Annotated in this window: 28 protein-coding genes and 2 pseudogenes; 20 read left to right on the top strand and 10 right to left on the bottom strand. The window is 39.7% G+C overall.

The genetic code is table 11. The features are described 5' to 3' along the window. Window positions 1–125: 125 nt before the first annotated feature. Window positions 126–668: an outer membrane beta-barrel protein gene (locus ACR2F3_RS01570; RefSeq protein WP_432708226.1), complete on the bottom strand. Its 543-nt coding sequence runs from the start codon at window positions 666–668 to the stop codon at window positions 126–128. Between the two features lie 62 nt (window positions 669–730). After that, entirely contained in the window at window positions 731–1,651 is a 921-nt protein-coding gene (locus ACR2F3_RS01565) for a glycerophosphodiester phosphodiesterase family protein (protein ID WP_432708225.1), read from the bottom strand. Window positions 1,652–1,701: 50 nt separating this feature from the next. Between ACR2F3_RS01565 and ACR2F3_RS01560 the strand changes: the two genes are divergently transcribed. The 4 genes from ACR2F3_RS01560 to ACR2F3_RS01545 all read left to right on the top strand — a co-directional run bounded on the left by ACR2F3_RS01560 (window position 1,702) and on the right by ACR2F3_RS01545 (window position 5,186). Beyond that, complete coding sequence (locus ACR2F3_RS01560; RefSeq protein ID WP_432708224.1) at window positions 1,702–3,183, top strand: glycine--tRNA ligase; 1,482 nt, start codon at window positions 1,702–1,704, stop codon at window positions 3,181–3,183. A 108-nt stretch (window positions 3,184–3,291) separates the two neighbouring features. After that, window positions 3,292–3,930, top strand: a complete 639-nt coding sequence (locus ACR2F3_RS01555; RefSeq protein ID WP_432708223.1) for a DUF4142 domain-containing protein — start codon at window positions 3,292–3,294, stop codon at window positions 3,928–3,930. 46 nt (window positions 3,931–3,976) lie between these two features. Further along, window positions 3,977–4,693, top strand: a complete 717-nt coding sequence (locus ACR2F3_RS01550) for a CAP domain-containing protein (protein ID WP_432708222.1) — start codon at window positions 3,977–3,979, stop codon at window positions 4,691–4,693. A gap of 19 nt (window positions 4,694–4,712) precedes the next feature. Next, on the top strand, window positions 4,713–5,186 hold the full coding sequence (locus tag ACR2F3_RS01545; RefSeq protein WP_432708221.1) for a GtrA family protein: 474 nt from the start codon (window positions 4,713–4,715) through the stop codon (window positions 5,184–5,186). On the opposite strand, the gene ACR2F3_RS01540 is transcribed toward ACR2F3_RS01545, so the two are convergent. After that, a complete protein-coding gene (locus tag ACR2F3_RS01540; RefSeq protein ID WP_432708220.1) occupies window positions 5,183–5,539 on the bottom strand; it encodes a helix-turn-helix domain-containing protein in 357 nt (118 codons plus the stop codon). The genes ACR2F3_RS01545 and ACR2F3_RS01540 overlap by 4 nt on opposite strands. Next, entirely contained in the window at window positions 5,523–5,843 is a 321-nt protein-coding gene (locus ACR2F3_RS01535; protein ID WP_432708219.1) for a helix-turn-helix domain-containing protein, read from the bottom strand. The genes ACR2F3_RS01540 and ACR2F3_RS01535 overlap by 17 nt, the downstream gene beginning before the upstream one ends. Before the next feature lie 236 nt (window positions 5,844–6,079). On the opposite strand from ACR2F3_RS01535, the gene ACR2F3_RS01530 reads away from it, so the two are divergent. The 3 genes from ACR2F3_RS01530 to ACR2F3_RS01520 are packed head-to-tail and all read left to right on the top strand — an operon-like array spanning window position 6,080 to window position 9,099. Continuing rightward, complete coding sequence (locus ACR2F3_RS01530) at window positions 6,080–7,867, top strand: aromatic amino acid hydroxylase (protein WP_432708218.1); 1,788 nt, start codon at window positions 6,080–6,082, stop codon at window positions 7,865–7,867. Further along, on the top strand, window positions 7,868–8,569 hold the full coding sequence (locus ACR2F3_RS01525; protein ID WP_432708217.1) for an SDR family oxidoreductase: 702 nt from the start codon (window positions 7,868–7,870) through the stop codon (window positions 8,567–8,569). Window positions 8,570–8,607: 38 nt separating this feature from the next. After that, the gene (locus ACR2F3_RS01520) at window positions 8,608–9,099 is read left to right on the top strand and encodes a C40 family peptidase (protein ID WP_432708216.1); all 492 of its coding nucleotides are present in this window, start codon (window positions 8,608–8,610) and stop codon (window positions 9,097–9,099) included. A gap of 5 nt (window positions 9,100–9,104) precedes the next feature. Here the strand turns inward: ACR2F3_RS01520 and ACR2F3_RS01515 are convergent, their stop codons facing one another. Continuing rightward, window positions 9,105–9,998 carry a flavin reductase family protein gene (locus ACR2F3_RS01515; RefSeq protein WP_432708215.1) on the bottom strand — a complete coding sequence of 298 codons (894 nt, stop codon included), beginning with the start codon at window positions 9,996–9,998 and terminating at the stop codon, window positions 9,105–9,107. After that, window positions 9,999–10,994 (bottom strand): fumarylacetoacetate hydrolase family protein, encoded by a 996-nt coding sequence (locus ACR2F3_RS01510; RefSeq protein ID WP_432708214.1) that lies wholly within the window; start codon window positions 10,992–10,994, stop codon window positions 9,999–10,001. Window positions 10,995–11,375: 381 nt separating this feature from the next. On the opposite strand from ACR2F3_RS01510, the gene ACR2F3_RS01505 reads away from it, so the two are divergent. The 10 genes and pseudogenes from ACR2F3_RS01505 (at window position 11,376) to ACR2F3_RS01460 (ending at window position 18,533) form a co-directional block, all read left to right on the top strand. Next, window positions 11,376–12,542: a homogentisate 1,2-dioxygenase gene (locus ACR2F3_RS01505; protein ID WP_432708213.1), complete on the top strand. Its 1,167-nt coding sequence runs from the start codon at window positions 11,376–11,378 to the stop codon at window positions 12,540–12,542. Between the two features lie 65 nt (window positions 12,543–12,607). Beyond that, window positions 12,608–13,738 (top strand): 4-hydroxyphenylpyruvate dioxygenase, encoded by a 1,131-nt coding sequence (gene hppD, locus ACR2F3_RS01500; protein ID WP_432708212.1) that lies wholly within the window; start codon window positions 12,608–12,610, stop codon window positions 13,736–13,738. A gap of 310 nt (window positions 13,739–14,048) precedes the next feature. After that, window positions 14,049–14,258: a hypothetical protein gene (locus tag ACR2F3_RS01495; RefSeq protein ID WP_432708211.1), complete on the top strand. Its 210-nt coding sequence runs from the start codon at window positions 14,049–14,051 to the stop codon at window positions 14,256–14,258. 57 nt (window positions 14,259–14,315) lie between these two features. Next, complete coding sequence (locus tag ACR2F3_RS01490) at window positions 14,316–14,645, top strand: ArsR/SmtB family transcription factor (protein ID WP_432708210.1); 330 nt, start codon at window positions 14,316–14,318, stop codon at window positions 14,643–14,645. Between the two features lie 51 nt (window positions 14,646–14,696). After that, the gene (locus ACR2F3_RS01485; RefSeq protein ID WP_432708209.1) at window positions 14,697–15,167 is read left to right on the top strand and encodes a DUF6428 family protein; all 471 of its coding nucleotides are present in this window, start codon (window positions 14,697–14,699) and stop codon (window positions 15,165–15,167) included. 8 nt (window positions 15,168–15,175) lie between these two features. Beyond that, window positions 15,176–15,661 (top strand): GNAT family N-acetyltransferase, encoded by a 486-nt coding sequence (locus ACR2F3_RS01480; RefSeq protein WP_432708208.1) that lies wholly within the window; start codon window positions 15,176–15,178, stop codon window positions 15,659–15,661. A 6-nt stretch (window positions 15,662–15,667) separates the two neighbouring features. Next, entirely contained in the window at window positions 15,668–16,087 is a 420-nt protein-coding gene (locus ACR2F3_RS01475) for an arsenate reductase ArsC (RefSeq protein ID WP_432708207.1), read from the top strand. Between the two features lie 4 nt (window positions 16,088–16,091). Next, a complete protein-coding gene (arsB, locus tag ACR2F3_RS01470; RefSeq protein WP_432708206.1) occupies window positions 16,092–17,177 on the top strand; it encodes an ACR3 family arsenite efflux transporter in 1,086 nt (361 codons plus the stop codon). Window positions 17,178–17,202: 25 nt separating this feature from the next. Then, window positions 17,203–17,514, top strand: a pseudogene (locus ACR2F3_RS01465) (metallophosphoesterase family protein); the annotation flags it as partial. A gap of 362 nt (window positions 17,515–17,876) precedes the next feature. After that, a complete protein-coding gene (locus tag ACR2F3_RS01460; RefSeq protein WP_432708205.1) occupies window positions 17,877–18,533 on the top strand; it encodes a DUF6624 domain-containing protein in 657 nt (218 codons plus the stop codon). Between the two features lie 101 nt (window positions 18,534–18,634). Here the strand turns inward: ACR2F3_RS01460 and ACR2F3_RS01455 are convergent, their stop codons facing one another. Then, window positions 18,635–19,399, bottom strand: a complete 765-nt coding sequence (locus tag ACR2F3_RS01455) for a peptidase MA family metallohydrolase (RefSeq protein ID WP_432708204.1) — start codon at window positions 19,397–19,399, stop codon at window positions 18,635–18,637. Window positions 19,400–19,695: 296 nt separating this feature from the next. On the opposite strand from ACR2F3_RS01455, the gene ACR2F3_RS01450 reads away from it, so the two are divergent. Beyond that, the gene (locus ACR2F3_RS01450) at window positions 19,696–21,159 is read left to right on the top strand and encodes a redoxin family protein (protein WP_432708203.1); all 1,464 of its coding nucleotides are present in this window, start codon (window positions 19,696–19,698) and stop codon (window positions 21,157–21,159) included. A 130-nt stretch (window positions 21,160–21,289) separates the two neighbouring features. Here the strand turns inward: ACR2F3_RS01450 and ACR2F3_RS01445 are convergent, their stop codons facing one another. From ACR2F3_RS01445 to ACR2F3_RS01435, 3 genes are all read right to left on the bottom strand, one after another. Further along, window positions 21,290–21,430: a hypothetical protein gene (locus ACR2F3_RS01445; RefSeq protein WP_432708202.1), complete on the bottom strand. Its 141-nt coding sequence runs from the start codon at window positions 21,428–21,430 to the stop codon at window positions 21,290–21,292. 135 nt (window positions 21,431–21,565) lie between these two features. Next, window positions 21,566–21,865, bottom strand: coding sequence for a hypothetical protein (locus tag ACR2F3_RS01440; protein WP_432708201.1), 300 nt, complete (start codon window positions 21,863–21,865; stop codon window positions 21,566–21,568). Between the two features lie 75 nt (window positions 21,866–21,940). After that, entirely contained in the window at window positions 21,941–22,492 is a 552-nt protein-coding gene (locus ACR2F3_RS01435) for a GIN domain-containing protein (RefSeq protein WP_432708200.1), read from the bottom strand. A 347-nt stretch (window positions 22,493–22,839) separates the two neighbouring features. On the opposite strand from ACR2F3_RS01435, the gene ACR2F3_RS01430 reads away from it, so the two are divergent. Continuing rightward, complete coding sequence (locus ACR2F3_RS01430; protein ID WP_432708199.1) at window positions 22,840–23,355, top strand: hypothetical protein; 516 nt, start codon at window positions 22,840–22,842, stop codon at window positions 23,353–23,355. 148 nt (window positions 23,356–23,503) lie between these two features. Beyond that, window positions 23,504–23,668, top strand: a pseudogene (locus ACR2F3_RS01425) (IS3-like element ISElsp1 family transposase); the annotation flags it as partial. Window positions 23,669–23,877: the final 209 nt, after the last annotated feature.

Genomic DNA, 23,877 nt, shown 5'->3' with positions numbered 1-23,877 from the left:
TTTACTTCGGAACATCCACATAAGAAAAGACGATTTCTTAACCTTAATTGGCAGAATAAATTAAGTTAAAAAAAAGAGTGCCCGACAAAAGCCGGGCACTCTTTGTTTATGTATTTAAATCAGGTTTACAAACCAAAATTAAATGCAGCTCTGATGCCAATAAATCCAGCAGTGAAATTATTGCCAGTGAAGGTATTTTCTTTTGACCAGCCTTCATAACGTACACCTAAGTCAATAGATGCTTTATTTGCAACTGGAAATTCAACACCAATACCTGGAGAATACACGAATGCTGTACCGCTATAATCGCCAGTGTAAAATGCAGCGCCTAACTCAGCACCACCGTAGAAATTCTCCATAAAGAAATATCTAACCCCTGCTTTTACCGGGATAGCAGAATAATTAGGAAGAAGTGACAACTCATCCTTCGGTTCAAAGCTGGTGTAACCAGCACTTGCAGTAAAATTCAGGTTGTTTGCAATTGGCTGTTGGTAAACCAACGACCCACCAACACCTAAGTTATACACATCTCCAAAGTCACCTACTGGTAAACCAAATTCAACACCAACACCTAACTTCGGACCATTCATGGCCGGATCTTTTTGTGCTGATACGTTTGTAAAGGCAAAAATGCCTGCAATTGCTGTAAGTAAAAATAATTTTTTCATAACCAAATTAATTTAAACGGGCAAAGTCGCCACTATGCTCGCTCAAACAAAAATTTAGCCAATTACTTAGAAATGGTCAAAAATCTTGTCTGCAGGCCATTTTCTTGACGATACTCAGTTAATTCTTTGCCTGCACCAACAATATCATCAGTGGAAAGTACAGAAGCGCCGTCTTTCACCAGGTGATAGAAAACTCTTTTCGAAGGGTTAGCGGCAGCACTCTTATCAAGGTTGCCCATGGTGCCTAATATTGCAGTGATGCCATTGGCGGCTAATAACTCATAAACTGCTTTATCGGGAGCTGAGACACCCACAAAAGCTACAATCCGGTTAGTTGGTACACCCATCTGGTTTAAACGTTCCAGGTCTTCTTTTCCTTTTACCGTTGCAGAGATCATCAAGTCTGGGGCTAAACGATGAAATGCTGCCGCCTGTCCGGCATTGTATGTAATAACAATTACACAGTTTTCAGCTTTTGTGAGCCTGATGGCTTCAATTACTTTTTCATAAGGAACCCCTCTTTTAATGTCAACCGTAAAAAGAACTTTGCCTTTTCCCCACTGCAACACTTCCTTTAAGGTTGGAATTTTAAAATCGGTTACCTGGCCATCGTCGTCTTTTAAGTTTAAAGCCTGAAGTTCTTTGTAAGTATAATCGCTAACCATGCCTGTACCAGTAGTGGTGCGATCAAGTTTATCATCATGCATAATCACCAATGCCGAATCTTTACTCAGCGCTACATCAAATTCGATGATTACTGGCTGGTAACGCGTCGCATTTTCGAAGGTTTCAATTGCATTTTCAGGAAAGCCTTTCATAGGCCCACCACGGTGTGCACTTAATATGGGGAAGTTCGTTTTTCTGGTGTCTAAAAATTCCTGTAATTCAGTGGAATCCTTGAAAGACAAATGATGTTTTTGCTGTGCTGTGCAGGATAAAGTGAATATACACAGCAATACTAAAATCAGGTTGAATCTATTCATGGCCAAAAATAACAATAAAATTATGCTCAACTTGTTATATTTGCGATACTATGGCCAAAAATAACAACGACGAACAATTTAAGAATGTAATATCCCATGCTAAAGAGTATGGATTTGTGTTTCAAAGCAGCGAAATTTATGATGGACTAAGTGCCGTATATGACTATGGACAGCTAGGTGCTGAGCTTAAAAACAACCTTAAAACATACTGGTGGAAGGCCATGGTACAAATGCATGAAAACATTGTTGGAATCGATTCTGCAATCTTTATGCATCCGAAGGTATGGAAAGCATCAGGTCACGTTGATGGGTTTAATGACCCAATGATCGACAACAAGGATTCCAAAAAACGGTACCGTGCTGATCAGCTAATTGAAGATAAAATAGCCCGTTACGAAAAAGACGGTAAAACAGATAAAGCAGCTGCCCTGCAGCACGAAATGGACGAAGCTTTGAAAGCTGAAGATCTTCCCCGTTTAAAAATTATCATTGAGGAAAATGATATTGTATGCCCGGTGAGTGGCACTAAAAACTGGACTGATGTCCGTCAGTTTAACCTGATGTTCAGCACACAGTTTGGCGCTATGGCCGAAGGTTCTGACGAAGTTTACCTTCGTCCGGAAACCGCTCAGGGAATTTTCGTTAACTTCCTTAATGTACAGAAATCAGGTAGAATGAAAATCCCTTTCGGTATAGCACAGATTGGTAAAGCATTCAGAAATGAAGTAATAGCCCGACAGTTCATTATGCGCATGCGTGAATTCGAACAAATGGAAATGCAATTCTTTGTTCGCCCTGGCGAAGACCAGAAATGGTTTAACTACTGGAAAGAAGCACGCCTTAAATGGCACAAGGCACTTGGAACGTCTGAAGATAAATACCGTTTCCACGACCATGTGAAACTAGCCCATTATGCAAATGCAGCCACCGACATCGAATTTGAATTCCCATTTGGTTTCAAGGAAGTAGAAGGTATCCACAGCCGTACGGATTTTGATTTAAGTCAGCACCAGGAATTTTCTGGTAAAAAGATGCAGTATTTTGATAACGACTTAAATGAAGAGGGTAAACCTTACGGAAACTACATCCCTTACGTTATTGAAACCTCTATTGGTTTAGACCGCATGTTCTTGCTAACCTTAATCAATGCTTTCGAAGAACAAGATTTAAGTGATGGCGAAAAGAAAGATAGCAGAACCTTATTACGCCTGCATCCTGCGCTTGCGCCATATAAAGCAGCAATTTTACCACTAACAAAAAAAGACGGTTTACCAGATAAGGCTAAGGAAATTATGGAAAGTCTTAAATACGACTTCAACCTGGCCTATGAAGAAAAGGATTCGATCGGAAAGCGTTACCGCAGACATGATGCAATTGGCACACCTTTCTGCATCACCGTTGATCACCAGACGCTCGAAGATGATACCGTTACCATTCGCCACCGCGACACCATGGAACAGCAACGTATAGAAATCAAGGAACTTGACTCCTTAATAGCCAGCAAAGTGAGCTGGAAAAACTTACTCAAATAACAAGCATAAGGGCCGGTTGAATAACCGGCCCTTTTTGTTTCAAAAAACCATTTCCTGCTTCTGGTGTTTAAACTCTACAAATATTATATACCCGTTTAACTGATATTTATGAAAACAACCAGCCTTTTTACCCTATTACTTGCAACTTCAATTGCCATTACGGCATGTAACTCCTCTGAGCAAACCAAGTCAGATACGACTATGGCGGGTGATTCTACTTTAGACACCGTTTCTAAAGGTAGCCAGACCAATTTAAGTGAAGATGAAAATAAATTTATTCAACAGGCCGCTGCAGGGGGTATGCTAGAAGTAGAACTTGCCAACCAGGCACTACAGAAATCGAAAAACCCAAAAGTAAAAGCCTTTGCACAAATGATGGTGACGGATCATTCCAATGCTAACCTGGAACTTGAAAAAGTAGCAGAGAACAAAGGATTAAAACTTCCCACTACTTTCCCGGCCGAACAACAGAAACATTTAGATATGATGAAAGAGTTTTCAGACCGCGGTTTCGACAGGCAATACATGGAAATGATGGAAAGTGACCATGTGGCTACCCTGGCACTATTTAGGAAGGCTGCACAATATGGAGACATTGACATTAAGAACTTTGCGACCAAAACCATCCCTGTTCTGGAAAAACACCATAAGGAAGCTACTATTTTAAATGAAGAGATTCAAAAACAAAAAGTAAACAATGGCGATGACAACGCCAACGTAGAAAGAGACGCTAAATCCAATAATTAAGCCTTATCTATATACCGGAAGAGGAAAACTGTACGTTTATCATTACATGAAATTAAATTATACTCTTTTCCTCTTCCTTTCTTTGATTTTCCTTACCACCGGTACCAATGCAACAAAAAGCACCAATATCTTACCTTCCCGGGAAAGCTGGAGTAACGATGAACTTGATTTGGCTAACACAGCTAAACACGTAGACTATCTAAGCAAAGAAGAAAAAAACATCATCTTTTACATGAACCTGATTCGAATAGATGGAACTAAGTTCTTCAATACGTATTTTCAAGACTTTATGAGGGATCATAATAAACGGATGCAAAAGTACAGCAATTATAAAGATCTCAAAATAAACACCTATGATAGTTATTACCGCGGCTTAAAGGAAGACCTCAAAAAAGTAAAAAACTATGAGCTTTATTACCCCGACGAAACCTTAACATTTCTAGCCCTAAGTCATGGTAAAGATATGAAACGCCATAACCTGGCTGCCCATATTTCTTCCGACGGCCGAACCATGTATGACCGTTTATCCAAATATTTCCCCAGACACGCCATGGCAGAAAATCTTGCCTTTGGTTTTGCAAAAGGCTTAGATAATGTCTGTATGTTACTATTAGACAAGGGCGTTCCGGATTTGGGTCATCGCAAAAACATGCTTAATACCAGTAACGGTTTAAATACCGTGGGCGTGAGCATCCAGTCACACCCTACCTATACCTATTCTGCGACCATAGATTTTGTTGGTATTCCAAAACATAAAAATTAACTTCGCGGAAAGCAAAACTATGCGTAAGGCCATTTTAAAAATTATCGACTTCTTTTATCCACCGTTTTCCCGCATGCTTTCTTTACATACGTTCAGGTATATCGCTTCTGGAGGTGCTACCGCGGTAACCGGCATCGTAGTATACTTCATCGCTTACAATTTTATTCTGCAAAAAGAAAATGTGAAGGTGGGATCCTTACTCGTTACTGCACCTATTGCGGCATTGGCCATTGAATCATTAATCACCTTCATCATTGGTTTTATGCTTAATAAATACCTGGTTTTCACCAGTTCCAACCTTAAGGGAAGAATTCAGTTGTTTCGCTACGGTTCCGTGGTATTAAGTAACGTACTACTCAATTATGCCTTTTTAAAGGTTCTTATCGAAGCTTTTGGTTTCTATCCAACCTTGGCAAAAGTAGTGACCACAGCCATATTGGCTATTTTTAGCTACTTCTCACAGAAACATTTCTCCTTTAAAGTCAAAGTTTAAGCGGTCCTTCGTCTTTTCTCCAACTTCAACTCTAACTCGGCCACCCTTTCCTGGATGAGGTTTAGCCACTGGGTCGCAATCTCCAACTCTTTTAGCGTAAATTCAATCTTTTCATTAGAATCTACGTTTTTTGGATTTCCATAATCGATCACCTGACTATTACGCACCAGGTACAATTCAGCTAACAACATCAACTGCTGCAGATTAAGCTCGCGTGTACCACGCTCCAGCTTATTGTATTCCTTTTCTTTGAGCCCTAATATAGCGGCCACCTTTTCTACGTCATAACCACGATCCTCTCTTAAGCGTCTAAGGCTTGACGCAACTTTTGAAGTGTTACTTAAGCTTTTCATATAAATTTATTAGTTTACTTTGCTCTGCAATAATCTGTTGGTTAACGTGCTCCAACCTATTTTGGGTTAAATGATACTGCTCATCGAGATAATCCATCTCTGGATCAACGTTATCCAGTAAAGCATCACTCTTAACCTCCAATACCTCGGCAATCTGATTAAGTCTGGATAGACTAATTAAGTAGATGCCCTTCTCCATTTTGGTATAAGTTGATGTATTTACGCCAATAGCACCTGCCATTTTGCCTCGGCTGAGTCCTCTTTTTATTCTTAAGCCAGAAATTTTTGAAAGGATCTTTCTCATGATTACACAATGTTTTTATATTGTTAGCTTTTTATATTATTGTCAATAACAACCAGAACCAAAGTATACAATTTATTTTAAAAAAGAAAATAATTAATATACCACAAAAATAATGTTAAAAATAACACAAATCCTTTATAACCCACGGGTAACGAAGATTTTGAATATTTAGGTTCGTAAATATTTGGTTACCTTTTGAAGACCAAGTATATTGCCGGGATATAAATGGTAATACCATGAATAATTTTAACGACTTCAACAATCCGCAGGTAGCAAATTTGCCCAGACATTTGAGGCAATTTATTGTAGACCAGCACTACGAAAAATACACACCTGTTGACCAGGCAGTATGGCGTTACGTTATGCGTCAAAACTATAGTTATCTTCGCCAGGTAGCCTATTACCCCTATATTAAGGGGTTGCAGCGCGCCGGCCTCAGCATTGAAAGAATTCCTGATTTGCAGACCATGAACGATAACCTTAGCAAGCTGGGATGGGGTGCTGTCACTGTCGATGGGTTCATCCCTCCAGCAGCCTTCATGGAATACCAGGCCTATAGGGTATTGGTCATCGCAGCAGACATCAGGCAGCTTAACCACATCGAATATACCCCTGCCCCGGACATCATCCACGAGTCTGCCGGACATGCACCTATTATCGCCGATAGAGATTATAATAATTACCTCAGTTATATCGGTTCTATTGGTGCAAAAGCCATGTTTTCAGCAGCAGATTTTGAACTCTACGAGGCCATCCGCCACCTCTCTATTTTAAAAGAGGCTGTTAACGTCGACGAAAAAGAAATTGACCTTGCAGAAAAAAAACTACAAGAGATTTCCGATCAGCTGGGTGAGCCGTCTGAGATGGCACTGTTAAGTCGCCTGCACTGGTGGACCGTCGAGTACGGACTAATCGGAACCCTGGAAGATCCAAAAATCTATGGTGCCGGACTACTTTCATCCATCGGGGAAAGTGCCAGCTTTAAAGATAAAAGCGTAGCAAAATTATGGTATACCATTGACACCGTTAATTATGCTTACGACATCACCAAACAACAACCACAACTATTTGTCACGCCCACCTTTCAGAACCTGATTGACGTATTGGAACAGTTTGCTGATACCATGGCTTTCAGGCGTGGCGGCGTCGAAAGCATCGACAAAGCTATTTCGTGCAAAAACCCGGCAACGGCAGTCTATAGCTCTGGTTTACAGGTGAGTGGTGTTTTCACAGAAAAACAGGCAGATACCGAAGGCGAACTTAGCTACCTGAAAACTTCAGGGGCTTCTGCATTGGCCGTAGCCGGGAAACAACTGGAAAGCCATGGCAAATCTTACCACGCCGATGGCTTTTCCTCACCGGTGGGGAAATTAAAAGACGTTGAAAAACCGCTGGAATCATTAAGTTTGCAGGAATTGGCCGATCTGGGAATTTCACAGACACAACAGGCCAGCTTGACTTTTAAAAGTGGGATTACGGTTAATGGCGAAGTAAAGGAAATACTGCGCCACGATGAAAAAAACATCCTGATCACCTTTGATAAATGTACCGTCAAAGACAGTGATGGGAAACTATTGTTTCAACCAGAATGGGGCACCTTCGACATGGCCATTGGCGAAAAGATCGTATCCGTATTTAACGGTGCAGCAGATAAAGATGCCTTTGAGGAAATTACTCCCATGAGCACTAAACCGACAGCTAAAGTGATGTATGATGAGCCGACACAAAAGCTCCATGAGCATTACGCAAAGGTACGCATGATCAGGGAAGGTGAATTGGAAGCAGACGAACTGCCTGTGATTTTTTCCTTTCTGAAGAAAAATTATCCTGGCGATTGGCTTGCAGCCCTCGAAATACTGGAAATTACGCACCATAAACAGGTGTTTCCAGCGTTAGAAGTAGAAATACGTGCTTATTTAAGCAACAAGATGGAACAGGATCCTGCACACCAAAAACTAATTAAAGATGGGTTACATGTTATTGAGAACCCGGTTACACAATTGATTACAGAAGAAGAACAATAAATGAATATTATACTTACCGGTGCCAGCAGTGGCGTAGGCTTTGAAGCCGCATTAGAATTTGCCCTGAAAAACGATAACAAAATCGTTTGTATCGCACGCTCTGCAGACAAATTAAGAAAGCTTTTAGAAATTGCCAAAAACCTGAACCCGGATTGCACGTTGTTGCCGGTAGAGTTTGACATTGTTAACGACGATTATGCCGCCCTGGTCCCTTTTGTTAAACAACAATTAGGGCATGTTGACATCCTGATTAATAACGCTGGCATTCTGATCAATAAACCTTTTCTGGAAACAAGTCCCCAGGAATTTGGAGAACTTTTGCAGACCAATGTTATCGGTCATTTCAATATGATTCAGCACATCGTACCATTTATGGGTGCAGGTTCACATATTGTTAACATCGGCAGCATGGGTGGTTTCCAGGGTAGCGTAAAGTTCCCAGGTTTGGCCGCTTATTCATCGAGTAAAGCAGCTTTGCACACCTTAACCGAATGCCTGGCTTTTGAACTTGCAGATCGCGGTATTAAGGTAAATTGTCTGGCTTTAGGTTCAGCACAAACGGAGATGCTCGAACAGGCTTTCCCGGGTTACCAATCACCGGTAATGGCTTTTGAAATGGGCAAGTACATTGCCGACTTTGCCAGCAGCGGGCAGAAATATTTTAACGGAAAAATCCTCCCTGTGGCCGTTGCAACGCCATAACGCATTTTTTCGTTTTATTTTTATTATTTTGCCGCTACATGAAGAAAACCCTTGCGCTATTTTGTTTAGTGTTCTTATTCACTTTTACAGGAAAATCACAGACCAAATCGCCTGCTTATTTTAAGGAGGCGGTTCAAGAACCGGCAGTTAAGCTGATCAATTTTGCAAAGACTTTAATTGGCGTTCCTTACCGTTATGCATCCAGCAGTCCGCAGCGTGGCTTCGACTGTTCTGGTTTTGTAAACTATGTATTTCAAAATCTTGGTGTCAAGGTTCCGCGTTCCTCCAGGGAGTTCCCTAGTGCCGGAAAAGCGGTTACGCTTCAAAATGCAAAAGTTGGCGATGTATTACTTTTTACGGGATCGAACCCTAAAGTACGGGCTATAGGTCATGTAGGTATCGTTTATTCGATTGAAGGCGAAGAGATTAAATTTATCCATTCCAGTTCTGGCAAAGCCAAAGGTGTAGTCATCACCGAAATGGATAAATACTATAAAAGCAGGTTTATCAAAGCCGTAAGCATTATTTAAGCGCTTTAACTTTCCAGCAATACCACTTTAAGGGCTTCTTCCACCCTATTTTCCGCGAGCAGCATTTTTGCAAGTTCATGCAGTTCGCGTTGCCGGTTATTGGCATCACCGATGGTGGCGTCCATAATATCTTTCACCGCCGGATCAAAGCGCAGCTGCTCTACCGCCTCGGCATCAGGCAGCACCTCGATATTACCGAGCTTGCCCAGGTCATTGCCGCTAAGCACATACGATTCACGCACCGCCCTAGGCAACGCATCTACCCCTATTCCTAAGGTGGTTAAAGGTTTAGCTACTTTAAACAAACTTTCGGGGGTCACCCTGCAATACCAATCGCCACCTAAACGCGCAACCAGGTCTATCTTTGCCTGGTCTATTTTCCCTTCTTCATCTAAAATCTCTTCTTTGATGTGAATCAGCTTTACTTCAGCCAGCACCAGATTTCCAGCACCGGGGCCATCGCCAAGGTGAATCACTTCTTTTACCACACACTCCATTTGGACTGGCGCTTCGGCCACCCTAGGGGGAGTAACCAAAATTGACGGCTGCATGGTAAATCCGGCTTTCTCAAACTCATTAATGCCCTTTGCATATTCTGTGCTCGCCAGGCTGGTTTGCTGTACCATCGCATAATTCACGATATTAACTACACATTCCTTAACCTCCAGTATATTTTCCAGCGTATGTTTTGTTGTATTATCCCGTACCCGCCGCGCCGGCGAAAAAATCACCATTGGTGGGTTAGTGCTAAACATATTAAAAAAGCTGAAGGGACTCAGGTTAATATTCCCTGCCGCATCTATAGTTGTTGCAAAACAAATAGGGCGGGGTGCAATGGCATACTGCATATAGTTTTGCAATTGTGCCGCACTTAATTCTTCCGTGTTAATGGTCACCATTTATTTTTTAAGTGCCAAAATAGAAAAATCAGAATCTACTTTTTTGATAACGTTGATCAGGCGGCCTAAACCAGTAATTTCCATCTCTATCTCATCGCCATCCTGGAGCCATTGCGGCTGATAATTGGGATCGTTCAACAATCCGGTACCATTCAGTTCCAAAAAGCAACCTGTACCTACCGTACCAGAGCCAATTACATCACCAGGTAACACATCGGCACCATAGGCGCAACGCTCTATAATCTCCGCAAAGGTCCAGTCCATATCGGCAACATTACCAGTCGAAACCTGTACACCGTTAACCGTACACGTCATATTCAGGTCGTAAGCATAGCCCGTATGCCCAGCTTTTGGAGCAGTTTTATACGCTTCCAGTTCATCAGGGGTAACCAGCCATGGTCCAATGACCGTAGAAAAATCTTTTCCTTTTGCAGGCCCCAGATTTAGCTGCATCTCCTCCATTTGTAACTGGCGTGCACTCATGTCGTTCATAATCATGAAGCCAGCAATATAATCGTCGGCTTCAGCAGCAGTAAAATTGCGTCCTTGCTTACCAATCACCACCGCAATTTCCAGTTCGAAGTCCAATTTGTGGAAATGATCTGGCATACATTCAATTTCTCCAGGACCCTGGATGGCATTATGGTTGGTAAAATAAAATATAGGGAACTCATCAAAAGCGGCAATCATCTCTAAACCACGGTTTCTGCGGGCAGCGGCCACGTGCTGGCGAAAGGCATAAGCATCACGACAAGAGGTGGGATGTGGCACCGGGGCTAATAATTCGAAGAAAACCTCCATTTTAGGAGTAATTTCGCCCGATTTAATCTGTGCATCAATTTTCAACGCACGTTCCATCAGTACTTCACCGCCCTGCAAAAATTCATTCATGTTATCGGGCAACAGCTTGTCGCAAGAATTTAGATTATAAATATTCCCGTTTACAAAAACACCCAGATGCGCGCTGTCTTCTGTTTGATAAGATACTAATTTCATAATTCTTTGTTTTAAGTACACGCAGCATCACTAATTGAGACCTGCAAATTCACATATTTTACGTAGCTAGTCAAAGCTAGAAAAATTTAACCCAAACCAAATTAAAAATCGCATCACTTTTATTAGGCATTATAAATCTTGCTTCCATGAAGATAAATCCGTTACTTAGTATCGCAAAACATGAAGAGAAAAAACGATAGCTATCAGAAAATCATGTCCAGAGAAATACTGGAAGCTTTTCGCTATGCCATGCTCTCAAAGATCATCTTTGCCCAATATTCCTTTTAGTCTCCCGCGAATTCTACGCCCCAACCTGAAAACGATTTCTGCTGTTTTAGGTTACCTTATGATTACCCTTGTTCTAACCAAATAATTAAGGATATGCCAATTTACCATACTTTAGGATCCATCCCAGCAAAACGCCACACAGTTTTCAGAAAACCAGACGGAAATCTTTATGCCGAGGAACTGGTATCGACTGAAGGTTTTTCCAGTCTCTATTCCCTGGTTTATCATTGTCACCCGCCAACGATGGTGAAATCGCTGGGCACCCCTTATTCTGTTGCCCCTAAAATTGCTCGCGAGAAACACCTTCGCCATACCAGCTTAATAGGTTTTAACATTAAACCCGAAGACGATTACCTGCAAAGCCGCAAACCGGTATTGGTAAACAGCGACCTTCATATCTCCCTGGCCGCGCCAAGGAAATCCATGACCGATTACTTTTACAAGAATAGCCAGGCCGATGAGGTGATTTTTATCCATGTAGGCAGCGGAACGCTCAAAACTGGCTTTGGTAAAATTAAGTTTGCCTACGGCGACTACCTGGTCATTCCCCGTGGAACTATCTACCAGCTTGAATTTAACGACGAAAACAACCGCTTGTTTATTACCGAAAGCTTTAGCCCCATCAGAAGCCCCAAACGTTACCGCAATGAATACGGACAACTGATGGAACATGCGCCCTATTGTGAACGCGACATCAGGCGCCCTGCCAACCTGGAGACCATCGATGAATTTGGTGACTTTAAAGTGCTCATTAAAAAACAAGACATTATATATCCTTATACCTATGGTACCCATCCTTTTGATTTTGTAGGCTGGGATGGCTTCCATTATCCCTGGGCCTTCTCCATCCACGATTTTGAGCCCATTACCGGACGTTTACACCAGCCCCCACCGGTACACCAGACTTTCGAAGGGCATAATTTTGTGATCTGCTCTTTTGTTCCACGTAAATATGATTACCACCCCTTATCTATTCCTGCTCCCTATAACCATAGTAATGTAGACAGCGATGAAGTACTGTACTATGTGGATGGCGACTTTATGAGTAGAAAAAGTGTGGTTAAAGGCCAAATCACTTTACATCCGGGTGGCATCCCTCACGGACCACACCCTGGTACGGTAGAAAAATCTATTGGTAAAGAGCGCACAGAAGAATTGGCTGTTATGATCGATCCCTTCCGCCCGTTAATGCTTACTGAAGATGCCATCCAGATCGAGGACGAAAATTACCATAAAAGCTGGCAAGTGAATATCGAATAACATCGGCCACACCTTTAAAAAACTGAGTAAACAAAAAAACTAAATATTATTCAACTCAAGAAACCATGTCAACACAAACTTTTGCAGAAAAGATCTCCAAGGCGCAGGACTTTCTGCCCATAAATGGCACTGATTATATAGAATTTTATGTAGGCAATGCGAAACAGGCAGCTCATTATTATAAAACGGCTTTCGGGTTTCAGTCTTTGGCTTATGCCGGACCAGAAACAGGCGTGCGCGACCGTGCCTCGTATGTATTAAAGCAAGGCAAAATCCGTTTGGTGCTAACTACCGCTTTAAAATCAGACCATGAGATTGCCGAGCATGTTAAAAAACATGGCGATGGCGTTAAAGTTCTGGCATTATGGGTTGATGATGCTTTTAGTGCTTTTGAAGAAACTACAAAGCGTGGTGCCAAACCCTATATGGAACCAGTAACCCATACCGATGAATTTGGTGAGGTGCGCCTATCGGGAATTTACACCTATGGTGAAACCGTGCACCTGTTTGTAGAGCGTAAAAATTATAACGGCCTGTTTTTACCTGGCTATCGTGCCTGGACAAGCGAATACAACCCCACAGAGACCGGTTTGTTATATATTGACCATTGTGTAGGCAATGTGGGCTGGAACCGCATGAATGAGACTGTACAGTGGTATGAAGATGTGATGGGTTTTGTGAACATCCTTTCTTTCGATGATAAACAAATTAATACCGAATACTCGGCATTAATGAGTAAGGTAATGAGCAACGGGAACGGTTTTTCCAAGTTCCCGATTAACGAGCCCGCTGAAGGCAAGAAAAAATCGCAGATTGAAGAGTACCTGGAGTATTACGAAGGTGAAGGTGTGCAACATATTGCCGTAGCCACCCACGACATTCTAAATACGGTGAAAGAATTAAAGTCGCGTGGAGTGGAGTTTTTGAGCCCGCCGCCAGAAGCGTATTACAACATGATGCCCACCCGTGTAGGGCATATAGATGAGGAAATAGAACAGCTTAAAGAACTGGGTATTTTGGTAGATTGCGATGAAGAAGGTTACCTATTACAGATTTTTACTAAACCTGTAGAAGATCGCCCTACCTTGTTTTTCGAAATTATACAACGTAAAGGTGCACAATCCTTTGGAGCAGGAAACTTTAAAGCCTTATTTGAATCGCTGGAAAGAGAGCAGGAATTAAGGGGCAATTTGTAGAAGATATTATCATTAATGCCTTCAAAGCCGTAACCTGTAAAAGGTTGCGGCTTTTTTTTTCTTATTCATTTAAGATGTGTAAAGGTTAAAACGGGTTCATGAATTTGGCCAAATCGAAATCATGAAAAGTCTGTTCCTAACATTCCAAGAAACGACCGTGGCCGTTGCAGAAGGGGTATGTTTTCCTAAACATCGAGTTAGTAGATTTTTTTTTTCAGTAATTAGGAGAGTGGTACTGATTAAATGGTTCTGAGAAAAGTGCAAGTAAGTACCGCTTTAAGTCGTAGTCGTCTATTAGCTTTAATATTAGGTGGGGATAATTCTTGTGCTTTATGGTATTGTTGCTACTTGGCAAACTGCTAATTTTGGACGAGTATATGCAACTTATAGGGGGGGCATCGTTTTAGGTTTAATATGGGCATGGAAAGTAGACGGATTCAAACCTGATAAATATGATATTAGGTGCATCAGTTGCTTTGACAGGAGCTTGTATCATAATATATGCTCCACGAACGATTAAACGCTTAAAATAATTTGGTGTTGTTAATTACATATCGTAATATTGCAATATACAATTATGGGACTTACTAGAACAGAAATATTCAGCACTGAACAAAACCAATTGGCGACGTTATTGAAAGCATTGGCGCATCCTGCCCGTATCGCAATTTTGCAAAGGATCCTTGCTTCTAATACCTGTATTTGTGGTGACCTGGTAGAAGAACTTGGTCTTGCCCAGGCAACTATATCGCAACATTTAAAAGAGCTCAAGAATGCCGGAATTATTCAGGGTACCATTGAAGGGGTTAGTGTTTGTTATTGTATTAATCCGGTAACCTGGAAATTAATAGAGACCCAAATGGGCGCTTTTTTAGGCGCTTACAAACAAGAAACTGCCTGTTGTTAGTTTTTTTAAAGGCTAAATCAATCGTTAAATTGCAATATTAAATATACCGTTATGAAACTATCAGAAATTAAAGAAATCCTGGCTAAAAGAGAAAGTGTTAATTTTAAACTAGAGAACGGGCAGATTGTGCCTGAACACTTTCATGTTACCGAAGTTGGCGTAATCACTAAAGATTTTATTGACTGCGGAGGCACTGTACGACATGAAAAAGTAGCAAATTTCCAGCTTTGGGATGCCAATGATTTTGAGCACCGTTTGAAAGCAGGAAAATTATTGAACATTATTTCCTTATCAGAGCAGGTTATCGGTATGGAAGATCTCGATATAGAGGTAGAATACCAATCTGAAACCATAGGTAAATATGACCTGGCCTTTGACGGAGATAACTTTGTTTTAATCTCTAAAAAGACTGCTTGCCTTGCTATGGACAAATGTGGTATTCCTTCTAAAGAAGAAAAACGTGAATTGGTAAACCTGGCAGGCGCTGTAAAAACATGTACTCCAGGTGGTGGCTGCTGCTAATAAAGAATATGAAGATTAGAAGTTTATACCCTTCAGACTGGGAGCAGGTTAAATCAATTTATGAAAAAGGCATCGCAACCGGCAATGCTACCTTTCAAACTGCTGCCCCATCCTTTGAGGAATGGGACAAATCACATTCAAAAACCTGTCGCTTTGTTGTTGAACAGAATGGTACTGTTTGTGGATGGGCAGCTTTAACCCCTGTTTCTTCCAGATGCGTGTATGCTGGAGTGGCAGAAGTGAGCGTATACATTGATCCGGTATTTAGCGGCAAAGGCATCGGATTTTGTTTGCTTGAGCATTTAGTGAAAGCAAGTGAACAGGAAGGCATTTGGACATTGCAGGCCGGGATTTTTCCTGAAAATTCAGCAAGCTTAAGAATCCATGAAAAAGCAGGTTTTAGGATACTTGGGGTTAGGGAAAAGATTGGAAAACACCATGGTATCTGGCGGGATACTGTACTATTAGAAAGAAGAAGTCAAACGTTAATATAAAGAAAATTGAAAAACATATTAGTCCTGTGTACAGGAAATAGCTGCAGAAGCCAACTTGCTGAAGGTTACCTGCGTCATTATGCAGAAGGTAAAGCCAATATTTATAGTGCAGGAATAGAAACCCATGGCGTAAATCCAAAAGCGGTGCAGGTAATGGCAGAAGACCACATGGATATATCATCTCATACTTCCAACCATGTAGATGAATACCTGCCTATTCCTTTTGATGCAGTGATTACCGTATGTGACAATGCAAATGAGGCCTGTCCCTATTTTCCCGGCAAGGTAGAACGCTTTCACCAGAACTTTCCGGATCCTGCAAAAGCAACAGGAACGACAGAAGAAATCATGGACGAATTCAGAAGGGTTAGAGACCTGATTAAAGTTTATTCTGCTGATTTTATCAGCAAACATATTACGGGGTAATTACATGAGTGCAAATCATTGTGCCCCGGTGGCCGAAAGAAAAAAGCTTGGTTTCCTTGACCGGTATCTGACTTTATGGATATTTATTGCCATGGCTCTTGGAGTGAGCATTGGTTATTTTGTGCCTTCATCGTCTGGTTTTATCAATTCCTTTTCCAGCGGCACCACCAACATTCCTTTAGCTATCGGACTGATTCTGATGATGTACCCTCCGCTTGCAAAGGTGAGTTATGAAAAAATGGATGAAGTATTCAAAGACACTAAAGTATTAAGCGTCTCGCTGATACTAAACTGGGTAGTTGGGCCATTATTGATGTTTTTCCTAGCCATCATCTTTTTAAAGGATTATCCTGAATATATGGTTGGACTAATTCTGATTGGACTTGCCAGGTGTATTGCCATGGTAGTGGTATGGAATGAACTTGCCGAAGGTAACAGGGAATATGCAGCAGGACTGATTGCCTTGAACAGCATTTTCCAAGTCTTGCTATACAGTGTATTTGCCTATATTTTTATTACGGTATTGCCTCCTTATTTTGGGTTGAAAGGCCTGGAAGTTAATATTACGATTAGCGAAATAGCTAAAAGCGTTGCGATTTATTTAGGGCTACCTTTTGCGCTTGGAATCATTTCAAGATATGCGCTGATCAGTCTTAAGGGAAAAGAATGGTTCAATAATGTCTTCGTACCTATGATTTCGCCCATTACCCTTATTGCTTTACTTTTCACCATTGTGATCATGTTCAGTTTAAAAGGAGAATTAATTGTACACATCCCGATGGATGTAGTCAGAATTTCCATTCCACTGGTCATTTATTTTTCCATCATGTTTGTCATGAGCTTTTTTGCAGGACGTTATTTTGGGGCAGACTACTCCAAGAGCACTTCCATCGCATTTACGGCAACCGGGAACAATTTTGAACTCGCTATTGCAGTAGCCATTGGCGTATTTGGGATCAATTCAGGTCAGGCATTTGCCGGAGTGATCGGACCTTTAGTAGAAGTTCCTGCACTAATCGCCTTGGTTAACCTTGCTTTTTACTTCAGAAAAAAATACTATCCCTCTAAAACCTTAGAAACCATTCAATAATGAAAATTGCACTTTTTCAGATGTACAAGCTAATCTTCCGGCTTTTAAGGCAATGTTGGAAGATCTCGACGAACAGACACCTGATGCTGTATACTGTCTTGGCGATTTGGTGGGTTACAATGTGTGGCCAAATGAAGTCATTGCTGAAATTCGCAGGAGGGGTAAAAAGTATGCTTACCACTTAGTTGAACAACATCATCGGGATTATTTGTTGACGCTGCCTGCACACATCAAACTGGAATTTAAGCAAGGCAGTGAAAAATTAAACATCGTAATGGCTCATGGCAGTAGCCGTAGCGTAGATGAATATACGTTTTTTGATACCGAAGAAAAATAGGTGTACTGGGCAAAGCCGGTGCGCACAAAGTCATGCTCATGGCGGCCATAGCTTTCAATCTGAAAAAAGGAGGAAGAAAGCCTTCCCAAACCTTTTTTAAAGCTATAATAGACGACTTAAAGCGATACTTACTTGCACTTTTCTCAAAACCATTTAATCAGTACCAACTCTCCTATTAGCAGAATAATAATCTACTAACTCGATGTTTAGGAAAACATACCCCTTCTGCAACGGCCACGAGGGGATTTTGGAACGAATTTAATGTTTTAATAAAGTCTGGCCTTAGACGGTTATAAGTGTTATTTTTATTAAAGGAACAGCATAAAATTAATTACGATGGATGACCTAAAAAACTTCAACATATGAAAAAACAGCATATATACCTCTTTCTTATCTTCATAAGCACGTCTATTTACACAAATGGATACAGTCAGTTAGCTGGCAACACCTCAGTTCTAAAGTTAAAACTTGAAAAGCTATTTGATGATGATCAAAAAATAAGAGTCATTTTAGACTCCTTAATTAATCTACATGGATATGAATCATCTACAGTTCAGTCCTACATTAAGGAAACCATGATGGAAATAGATTCGGTGAATACGGTCGAAGTAACCAACATCCTAAACACTTATGGTTGGTTGGGAACAGATAAGGTTGGTATGAAGGGCAATGCCGCCCTATTCGTAATTATTCAACATGGGTCATTAAAAACTCAAGAAACTTATTTACCCATGCTACGAACGTCAGTAAAGCAAGGAAAGTCTTCACCAATTAACTTGGGGATGCTTGAAGATAGAATCGCTCTTTCACAGCATAAGAAACAAGTATACGGAACACAACTTTGGACAAAAGATGATGGGTCATTATTTATTGCCCCCGTAATTACCCCAGACAAATTAGACAAAAGAAGAAAAAAAATAGGTTTAGAGCCTATTGCCGATTACGCAAAGGCTCATGGATTTGAATGGAATTTAGACACTTACAAGAAGGAGATTGTAAAGTATGAGAAGATGCTATGATATTATTTGACTCGACAATATCAAAACTCGTGAAAAAATGATAATGCCGCTCGTATTCTCAAATTTCCAGGGAATAATGCATTTGTGTACTATTAGATGTTTTAATATTTGATATCCATATAGGACACAGTTTTAACTTTTGCTAGCCAAGCCTGCTCTAATTCGGAGATGTCTTTACCGGTAATGCGTTGAAGACTTTTGCTATTTCCTTTCCAAATTTCCAATAACGTAGATCGGCCATAAGTGTCGTCCAAATATTTAATGAAACTACCCATTAGCGGGTAAGCTAGCAAATCATCACACTTTCTGAACTTTCTTATTAGGATATTTAATGAAACATATCTGTTGTTGTCTAATAAGTACTTTGTTAATTGATAAAGATCATAGCCATGCCATTTATTGTCGCTATAAACAGCCATGCCTTCATTTATCCAAGCTGATGGAGTACCCCAGCAATTCATTGCTATTACATGAAATAATTCATGATTAGAAAATAAGATTTTGGTATTCGAGGAAATTACCCCAGTAATGATATTGTATTTTGCAATGGCACTTCCATTGGTTTGATAGCCGACTAAACTCTTCATCTGAATTCTATTTTCCACAATAAAATAATGAATTCTTGGCTTATACTCGGCTATGCCTACAAATTTTTTCACCTCATCAATTGAAAGTAATATCTTTTGCCGGACGCTATCGACTCTTCGAGATGTCCAACTGTCCGGTTGGTAATATATTATCACTTGCTTTGAGGAACTATCTTTAGTCCAATGAAATTGTTTATTTTCTAAAAGTTTAATCAGGCTCTTTTGTCCGTAAAGAGTTGAGTTAATTGATAAAAGCAACAATACAAGGAGGTATCTCATTATCTGTTGGTGTGTTTCGTGGGTTTTTTAGTGTATATGATAAAAAGTTAATATACACAATTACTCCTATATGTCGAGGTCAAGAACTTCAATTAACATGTTTCTTTCGCTTTCTGAAATGCGCTATTAGCATTACGATGATTTTTTATTTTTACTTTATCAGGAAACATACCCCTTCTGCAACAGCCACCACCCCTTTTTGATATTCTTAAGCGAATTAACGCAAGCACCGATTAATTAGGGGATAGTTTGGAAATGCAGATTCAAATATTTAAATTCAACCTAAACTATTTCAGATGCTAAAAGCACGATTGTTATTCCTGTTTATGATAATGGGTTATTTTTCCATGGCGTCAGAGATAAAAGGCACTATTACCCATTACGATTTTGACTTCCTCGTTTTTGTTAGTACCAGTGATGGTGTCTATTTCAAAAGAGATACTGTTGCCTGTAAAGATGGTAAGTTTATATATAAAGTAAACTTAAAAAAGGCCCAATATGTAACTGTTAAATTTGAAGATTTCTCATGGCCGTACCTTTATCTTCCTTCAGAAGGGAATATTGAACTGTTGGCTGATGGAACAAATTGGGACAGCTTTATCAGGACTCAGCATTATAGAGGATCAGCAGCATTGTATAATAACCATTCTGCCTACATTCATCGTCAACCCGAATATAAAAGCAATGGTATAGGTGCAGACACTTACCGTCTAAAGAAAGACCAGTTTGTTAAAACTGTACAAATATCTTTTAATGTTAGAGACAGCTTAACAAACTCCTACTTTAAAAAAATAAATCAGGGGACTTCTGCAAATTCTGACATAGAATTCTATAGGAATGTGGATAGCATTGAACAAGCATATCTGAAATATAGCATATTGAGGTCATATGCGGATGTGGCAATAAAGTCATATATCCAAAAGACTGAATTCATTAAAAAAAATATCCTAGGATACATTCAGGTTACAGAAAAACCTACTTTCTTGGCATCAAGCTCTTATAGAAACTTTTGGGTTTATTATCTCCCGTTAAAATACGACATGGAATTATGGGCGTTAGACACGACACGTGCAATCAAACATTATAAGTTCAAATATTTTGATAGGCTGCCGGAAATCATGACAAAAGACCTAAATAAAAGTCTATCAGCTGTATTGAGTTCATATTATTTAGAGAATCTTCCCTCCGAATTTATGAAAGCGAAGAGCTTAGAAATAGATACTCTAAATCGCTTATCGAAAGAGCTCTTGACAAAAATTCCAATTCAGCATTTAGTCCTTGAATACCAAAAGCGCATTGACTTTGCTAAACAAGAAATAGCTTCAAACGGCAGACCAGCAAAAGATTTTGAAATGTATGACAGATCAAATAAGCAATATTCTCTCTCATCTTTCAAAGGAAAAGTGGTATATATAGACGTTTGGGCGAGCTGGTGCGGGCCATGCATTGAGGAAATACCGTCTCTAATGCGACTATCTAATAAATATAAGGAAAGAAAAGATATCATTTTTATCTCCCTTTCACTCGATAACAATAAACAAACATGGATAAAAAACGGCCTAGATATCCACAAACCTGAAGGCATCCAATTTTGGGCAGAGAATGGTTTTAATAGCACATTTGCTAAAAACTACAACATATCTTCAATCCCCAGATTCCTGTTAATTGATAAAAATGGCACAATAATTAGTTTCGCTGCCGACTCACCAAGTGAGATGTTGAAAAACAGTAAATTAATTGATGACCTGATATCTATGTGATAAACCATGATTTCTTGATAATACTTTGAAGATTCGAAATGAAGCAATATGAAAGTATTGAACATACGTCTTGTGTAAGACAAACTGCTAACAGTTTACTTTGCCATAACAACATCCACTTTTAAGTACACTAGGGAACTTTTACTATTTTAGGTTCCTTGATGCCTTTTTTCTCATAACTTGTTCTATTCATCATAAAATTCAGTTCAGACATTTGATTTAGATAAGCTTCAATGGGCTCCAATCCTACTTCTTTTCTGCGGTGGTTCACTGTTAAGCTCTTAAACGGCAAAACATGTAACATACCCCTTTTGCAACAGCCACGAGAGAATAGTGATAATTGCGTTTCGTTTTAAATCCCAATCTCCTTTTCCAATTGCTGCCAATCTGCATCTGTTGGTAATCTCTAGCCTTCAGGGGCAAGTTTTTTGGCAGCATCCCAACTATATAAAGCAGCGTAATTCTTGAAGGACAATGTAGATTTAGCTTTTTTTATAGAATTACCCTTATAACCAAAGACAGAAATATTTATTGTATCAACATACGCTAAATATGAGAAGTTTTCAGCAAGACAGACTTGTTTTCCAATGCTGATGGTTTTATATTCTTTATTATCCTTTTTGTCAAGGTATATGCCATTTCTAATTTGGCTATATAACGTCCCACTTGAGAAAAACGCGATACTTAAAATGAGCATTGTTTTCATAGAGTTGATTTGCTGGTGATTTAATAGACGTTTAGGGATAAGAAAGGCTAGAACTATAAGTATTGTCTCCTAGCTTTATAACTTTTTGATTACTCCGCCATCTAAAATATTCGATTTTACAACAGCTGTTCCTTTATAGAAAATGCTACCTCCATCACTTACTTTCCCCTCCAATAACTTGTTCACGTGGGCAGATAATGTGCCTCCCCCATAAACTGAAGCAGAAAGGAAGTTAATACTATCCAGGACTTTGGTATTTCCTCCACCTCTCACAGTACAAGACAAGGCAATGAAAGTCCCAAATCCTTTTTTAATCTCTATATTTCCTCCTCCCTTCTGGTTAATTCGCTTTAAAGAAGGCGTTCCAATAAAAATTTGCGTCGGCTTTTTACAATTTTCATGTACGGTAATTGAAAGTGTTCCAGAGCTTTGAGCTATTCCAATCTTATTGATACAACTTTCTTCCCCTTTGATTTCTAAGGTAGGCCCCTTGGAATAGAACACTTCGATGTCACCTCCACCACTGACACACAAAGTTTCAAATGAGGTTATATTCTTTTGCTGCGCCATGCTAGTTAAACTAGTTAACGATAAGCCAGTTAGCAGAAGTAGAAATGAATTTTTCATAGATGCATTTTTAGGTTTTACTTTAGAAACAAGATAACCCAACTATATTCTTGAAAGATAGTTTTTCGGCAAACAGATAAAATAAGTCGACAAAAAAATTACCCAGTCAAAATTGACTTAAGCTTCAACCTTGTTTTGATGTTCTCCATCATAAAGTATTAAGTTATAAAGTCTTCCATTATCAAAAATGGGTGAAATCCTGAGACACTGGCTTGTGCCTTATCAAATAACCAGAGAAAAATTGAGAGTCATGTTAACACTAAATGCCAAGATGCTCTTAAAAAAATTTATCTTTAGAATAACTAAATATAGCGTATATGATTAAGCGTCCAATTAAAATTCATTTTATGAAACTTAGCTTTCTTGTGGTTTCTACTTTAATAGGCTTTACTGCATTTGCTCAAGAAGCACCGAGAAGGTCTCAATTGAAGTTTAGGTCGGTAAATGATACATCATTTTTCAGGATAGTAAATGGCATTGTTGTTAACAATGACTATAAAATTACTGCGTATAACTCAGTCCAGTACATCCGTGATAAAAGTGATTTAACCAAATTAGGTATTAAGACTGATAAACCGATAATGCTTGTTAATATTGAAGGGTTTAAAATTGAAGATCAAGTCGATAGTGTTTTGTATTCTGATCCTGAATTTATTTCAAAGTTCACATATCCATTAAATTATCAATTACCTATTGCGCTCGACGGTAAACTCGTACTTCTTGAAAACAAAGACCGGCTACTATCAAATGTGTCCCTTAACAAGATCGAAAGAATCGAATATCAGTCTTCTAAACGTTCTGAAGTGTTCTCCGATAAGACTCCGTTTGGTGTTATTAATGTGATTCTGAAGAAGAATGATTAAAACTATCGGTAAGGTTTAAGCTATATAGGTGTTAAAATTAACTGAAGTTAGTCATGAATAAACGTATTGGAAGACGGAAAATGATAAGACGTTAACTAAAAGACATTGTAAAAGTAAGTATGTAAAGGCATGCATTTATGCCGACAAGCACCTTATTCATCATTCTGACCGGGGTTCTCAGTATTGCTCAGGTGCCTACACCTATCAGTTGGTTGAGCACGGGATCGCCATCAGCATGACTGAAAATGCCGATCCTTACGAAAATGCGCTTGCTGAGCGGGTTAATGGCATCATAAAAAACGAGTTCAATCTTCACCATTCAAAGTCAGGGCTTTATAGAAACCAGCAAGCGAAAAACAAAGTCTATAAAACAGAAGCAAATCTTGATTGTATAGCTGATATGCAATTACCAAAATTACTTGTATAACCATTACCTAAATAACTTCACCCGTGAATAGCTTTGTTAAAACAAGACACATTGACCGTTACGATCTGACTTTCACTGATTTTTGATGTCTTCAC

This window comes from Pedobacter sp., assembly GCF_045627485.1.
Taxonomy (GTDB): domain Bacteria; phylum Bacteroidota; class Bacteroidia; order Sphingobacteriales; family Sphingobacteriaceae; genus Pedobacter.
Note: the sequence above shows the minus strand (reverse complement) of the source record. Positions and strands in the feature narration are given on the sequence as shown.

What these genes read in the sequence shown, in the direction of transcription:
- ACR2F3_RS01480 (WP_432708208.1), top strand. Translation starts at nt 15,176, where the DNA reads ATGAAGATTAGAAGTTTATACCCTTCAGACTGGGAGCAGGTTAAATCA.
- ACR2F3_RS01525 (WP_432708217.1), top strand. Translation starts at nt 7,868, where the DNA reads ATGAATATTATACTTACCGGTGCCAGCAGTGGCGTAGGCTTTGAAGCC.
- ACR2F3_RS01565 (WP_432708225.1), bottom strand. Translation starts at nt 1,651, where the DNA reads ATGAATAGATTCAACCTGATTTTAGTATTGCTGTGTATATTCACTTTA.
- ACR2F3_RS01505 (WP_432708213.1), top strand. Translation starts at nt 11,376, where the DNA reads ATGCCAATTTACCATACTTTAGGATCCATCCCAGCAAAACGCCACACA.
- ACR2F3_RS01510 (WP_432708214.1), bottom strand. Translation starts at nt 10,994, where the DNA reads ATGAAATTAGTATCTTATCAAACAGAAGACAGCGCGCATCTGGGTGTT.
- ACR2F3_RS01535 (WP_432708219.1), bottom strand. Translation starts at nt 5,843, where the DNA reads ATGAGAAAGATCCTTTCAAAAATTTCTGGCTTAAGAATAAAAAGAGGA.
- ACR2F3_RS01530 (WP_432708218.1), top strand. Translation starts at nt 6,080, where the DNA reads ATGAATAATTTTAACGACTTCAACAATCCGCAGGTAGCAAATTTGCCC.
- arsB (WP_432708206.1), top strand. Translation starts at nt 16,092, where the DNA reads ATGAGTGCAAATCATTGTGCCCCGGTGGCCGAAAGAAAAAAGCTTGGT.
- ACR2F3_RS01485 (WP_432708209.1), top strand. Translation starts at nt 14,697, where the DNA reads ATGAAACTATCAGAAATTAAAGAAATCCTGGCTAAAAGAGAAAGTGTT.
- ACR2F3_RS01550 (WP_432708222.1), top strand. Translation starts at nt 3,977, where the DNA reads ATGAAATTAAATTATACTCTTTTCCTCTTCCTTTCTTTGATTTTCCTT.
- ACR2F3_RS01460 (WP_432708205.1), top strand. Translation starts at nt 17,877, where the DNA reads ATGAAAAAACAGCATATATACCTCTTTCTTATCTTCATAAGCACGTCT.
- ACR2F3_RS01520 (WP_432708216.1), top strand. Translation starts at nt 8,608, where the DNA reads ATGAAGAAAACCCTTGCGCTATTTTGTTTAGTGTTCTTATTCACTTTT.
- ACR2F3_RS01450 (WP_432708203.1), top strand. Translation starts at nt 19,696, where the DNA reads ATGCTAAAAGCACGATTGTTATTCCTGTTTATGATAATGGGTTATTTT.
- ACR2F3_RS01430 (WP_432708199.1), top strand. Translation starts at nt 22,840, where the DNA reads ATGAAACTTAGCTTTCTTGTGGTTTCTACTTTAATAGGCTTTACTGCA.
- ACR2F3_RS01515 (WP_432708215.1), bottom strand. Translation starts at nt 9,998, where the DNA reads ATGGTGACCATTAACACGGAAGAATTAAGTGCGGCACAATTGCAAAAC.
- hppD (WP_432708212.1), top strand. Translation starts at nt 12,608, where the DNA reads ATGTCAACACAAACTTTTGCAGAAAAGATCTCCAAGGCGCAGGACTTT.
- ACR2F3_RS01570 (WP_432708226.1), bottom strand. Translation starts at nt 668, where the DNA reads ATGAAAAAATTATTTTTACTTACAGCAATTGCAGGCATTTTTGCCTTT.
- ACR2F3_RS01455 (WP_432708204.1), bottom strand. Translation starts at nt 19,399, where the DNA reads ATGAGATACCTCCTTGTATTGTTGCTTTTATCAATTAACTCAACTCTT.
- ACR2F3_RS01545 (WP_432708221.1), top strand. Translation starts at nt 4,713, where the DNA reads ATGCGTAAGGCCATTTTAAAAATTATCGACTTCTTTTATCCACCGTTT.
- ACR2F3_RS01560 (WP_432708224.1), top strand. Translation starts at nt 1,702, where the DNA reads ATGGCCAAAAATAACAACGACGAACAATTTAAGAATGTAATATCCCAT.
- ACR2F3_RS01435 (WP_432708200.1), bottom strand. Translation starts at nt 22,492, where the DNA reads ATGAAAAATTCATTTCTACTTCTGCTAACTGGCTTATCGTTAACTAGT.
- ACR2F3_RS01555 (WP_432708223.1), top strand. Translation starts at nt 3,292, where the DNA reads ATGAAAACAACCAGCCTTTTTACCCTATTACTTGCAACTTCAATTGCC.
- ACR2F3_RS01440 (WP_432708201.1), bottom strand. Translation starts at nt 21,865, where the DNA reads ATGAAAACAATGCTCATTTTAAGTATCGCGTTTTTCTCAAGTGGGACG.
- ACR2F3_RS01490 (WP_432708210.1), top strand. Translation starts at nt 14,316, where the DNA reads ATGGGACTTACTAGAACAGAAATATTCAGCACTGAACAAAACCAATTG.
- ACR2F3_RS01540 (WP_432708220.1), bottom strand. Translation starts at nt 5,539, where the DNA reads ATGAAAAGCTTAAGTAACACTTCAAAAGTTGCGTCAAGCCTTAGACGC.